This window comes from Marinobacter sp. EVN1, assembly GCF_000475375.1.
Lineage (GTDB): Bacteria > Pseudomonadota > Gammaproteobacteria > Pseudomonadales > Oleiphilaceae > Marinobacter > Marinobacter nauticus.
This window is the reverse complement of the sequence record NZ_AXCB01000036.1, coordinates 1-1,172: the sequence shown is the minus strand read 5'-3', so window position 1 is coordinate 1,172 and position 1,172 is coordinate 1. Positions and strand designations below refer to the sequence as shown.

Sequence of the window (1,172 nt, the reverse complement as noted above, 5' to 3'; positions counted from 1 at the left end):
CGGGTCCGTCAACGGCATGCATGACAGCTTTAACCCCATCGGCGGCATGATTCCGATGATCGACATGTTTATCAACGTCACCTTTGGCGGTATTGGCGTGGGTCTGATCGGCTACCTGCTGTTCCTGCTGTTGGCGGCATTCCTGGGCTCGCTGATGATTGGCCGGGCACCGGAGATTGCCGGCAAGGCGCTGGAAACCCGGGAAATAAAGCTCGTCTGTATCGCCCTGTTGATCCAGCCCCTGTTGATCCTCGGTTTCAGCGCCATCACCGTTGCCTTCCCGGCATTGACCGGCAACTCCAATCCGGGCTTCCACGGCATCAGCCAGGTGATCTACGAGTATACCTCGGCCTTTGCCAACAACGGTTCGGGCTTCGAAGGTCTTGGCGACAACACCGTGTGGTGGAACGTGACCTGTGCCGTCAACCTGGCCCTCGGTCGTTTCATCCCGATTCTCGCACCGCTGGCAATCGCCGCGTCACTGGCCGCCAAGCGTTCCGCGCCGGAAGGTCGGGGCAGCCTGAGCATCGACACGCCCACCTTCGGGCTGATGACCCTGGCGGTGATTGTGATGTTTACCCTGCTGAGCTTTATGCCGGTGCTGATTCTCGGCCCGATCGCTGAAGCCCTGGCTCTGATGTCCTGAGTGGAGAATGATGATGTCCAAGAGAACCCCTAAAATGACTGACTCACTTGATCTGGGCACAGTTGTCGGCCAATCCATCAAGCGGCTGACGCCAAAGGATCTGGCCCGCAACCCGGTCATGATGGTCGTCGGTATCGGAACGGTGATCACGTTTCTGCTGGGCCTGAGCCATCTGGCCCAGGGTGCCCCGGCTGGCCTGGATTTCGCGATCAGTGCGATCCTGCTATTCACCGTCCTCTTCGCCAATGGCGCCGAGTCTGTCGCGGAAGCTCGCGGCAAGGCTCAGGCGGGTGCGCTCCGGGCAACCAGGAAAGACCTGAAGGCCCGCAAACTCGATGGCGAGCAGCACAAGGAGGTGCCTGCCACAGACCTTCGGAAGGGCGACCGGGTGGTGGTAAAACCGAACGAACTGATCCCGGCTGATGGCGAGATTGTGAAAGGCGCCGCCACCATCAACGAGTCCGCGGTCACCGGTGAATCCGCGCCGGTGCTTCGGGAAGCCGGAACCGACAACAGCGGTGTCAGC

The 1,172-nt window shown here is 60.7% G+C and carries 1 protein-coding gene and 1 pseudogene; both read left to right on the top strand.

All coding sequences use genetic code 11. From position 1 onward, the window contains the following. Positions 1–646: potassium-transporting ATPase subunit KdpA (locus Q674_RS34655; RefSeq protein WP_036199595.1), on the top strand; the 646-nt coding region annotated here is incomplete at its 5' end. A gap of 34 nt (positions 647–680) precedes the next feature. Next, positions 681–1,172: pseudogene (locus tag Q674_RS0120885) on the top strand (potassium-transporting ATPase subunit B); the annotation flags it as partial.